General features: G+C 52.0%; 2 protein-coding genes. Both read right to left on the bottom strand.

Annotated elements, in window-relative coordinates:
* A partial coding sequence (locus EO132_RS17015) for a PorP/SprF family type IX secretion system membrane protein (RefSeq protein ID WP_164732243.1) occupies window positions 1–824 on the bottom strand: 824 nt, incomplete at its 3' end.
* Window positions 825–856: 32 nt separating this feature from the next.
* Window positions 857–2,032 (bottom strand): gliding motility-associated C-terminal domain-containing protein (locus tag EO132_RS17010; RefSeq protein WP_164732371.1); only part of this gene is annotated, 1,176 nt, incomplete at its 5' end.

Raw genomic sequence — 2,032 nt, 5'->3', positions numbered from 1 at the left:
GAGGTCTCGTAGGCGTAGCCCAGATTGAACCCGCTGCTGATGTTGAACAGGAACAGTCCACTGATGCTCTCATCGTACCTGTAGCTGGCCCCTAACTCAAAGCGTTCCCCAAAATCCAGAATTCCCGTGAATTCCACGGATATGGGCGATGCATCCACGTAGCGCAACATCCCCATGGTCTTCAGGTCCAAGGTCCTGCCCAGCAAAAAGGTATACCCACCGCTCAGATAGGCGTGCATACGGTCCACCCCGAGGTAGGCATTGCCATCACGCTCCTGCAAACGGTCGGGAGTCAACAGCTTTGGTGCCGAAAGGGACGCGAAATACCTGTCGTGCTTCAAATAGACCCCGGCGCCCACATTGGGGGTGAAGCGGCTATCATAATCCACCAATGTCCCGTCCTGTCCCACACCGTAGGTCACAAGGCCCTGTGTGTTGGCGTCGTAGGAATTGGCGCTTCCCTTGATCCCGAAGTAGAGCATGTGCTCATCGTCCAATTGGATGTTGTAGGAGACGTCGATGGCCACCCATGTCTGTTGCTCGATAAAGGTCTTGTCGTTGAGTATGGAGGCCCCGAGCCCTATGTTCTTGCCCACGGGCATCCCGAAAATGGCACTTTGGCTTTCAGGAGCCCCTTCGATTCCCGCCCATTGGCTGCGAATCCCCAATGAGAATTCGGCAGCCTCGGAACTCCCCGCAAAGGCAGGGTTGTAAATGTTCATGTTGTAGCGGTAAAAGGTATAGTTCGGGTCCTGTTGTGCACTTGCCGATAGGGAAAGCACGAGGAGGAGGACCAGTAATTGAATGTTATTTAAAAGTTTCATCTGTTGTGTATGGTGTTTTTTGTTGTGTTGGTTTAATAGTTGATGAATATCCATCCTTGCAATGGTGCACTGCCATCGCCTAGGTTGATGACATACATGTACGATCCCGCAGGGAGTTTTTCGTTCCTGTTCTTGTAGAAACCTTCCCAGTTGTTGCGATAGGATCGGGTTCCAAAAACTTCGTGACCCCAGCGGTTGTATACCTTCACCACGTTGTTCGGGTAATTATCGATTCCTGGAATTATCCAAGCATCGTTGTTCCCGTCACCATTAGGCGTAAAGGCCTGTGCAGGAACCAAAGAAGGCTCTTCGCTTGTTGGGAATGCATCGTCCGCATCTGGAACACCATCATTGTCGTCATCCTCATCCATGCTATCGGGAATACCATCCCCATCGGTATCCAATGGAGTGTTGGATGCATCCGTTGGGTCGGTTCCTTCGGTCAATTCCACTTCGTCGGAATAACCATCGCCATCGTCATCGGTATCCGCATTGTCGCCAATTCCGTCCCCGTCCGTATCGATTGTCTCTGAAGCATCATTCGGGAAATCATCCTGATTATCCGGTATACCGTCATTGTCATCATCATTGTCAACGTTGTCGCCAAGACCGTCTCCGTCCGTATCGGTATCGGTAACGCCGTCATTATCGTCGTCCGTATCAGAATTGTCACCTACACCATCGCCATCAATATCGGAATCTTCGTTTGGATCGTATGGGAAGGCATCCTCATCATCTTGAGTTCCGTCATTATCGGCATCGTCATCGGCATTGTCCCCGGTTCCGTCTCCATCGGTATCGGTATCCTCGGAATCATCCTTCGGGAAGGCATCCTCGGAATCAGGGGTGCCGTCGTTGTCATCATCCTCATCGGCATTGTCCCCTGTTCCGTCACCATCGGTATCGGTATCCTCGGAATCATCCTTGGGGAATGTATCCTCGGAATCAGGTGTACCATCGTTGTCGTCATCTTCGTCGGTATTGTCCCCGGTTCCGTCACCATCGGTATCGGTATCCTCGGAATCATCCTTGGGGAATGCATCCTCGGAATCAGGGGTGCCGTCGTTGTCGTCATCCTCATCGGCATTATCGCCAGTTCCGTCGCCATCGGTATCGGTATCCTCGGAATCATCCTTGGGGAATGCATCCTCGGAATCAGGTGTACCATCGTTGTCGTCATCTTCGTCGGTATTGTCCCCGGTTCCGTC

This window comes from Flagellimonas oceanensis (genome assembly GCF_003992595.1).
GTDB lineage: Bacteria > Bacteroidota > Bacteroidia > Flavobacteriales > Flavobacteriaceae > Flagellimonas > Flagellimonas oceanensis.
This window is presented reverse-complemented; position numbering and strand designations above follow the sequence as displayed.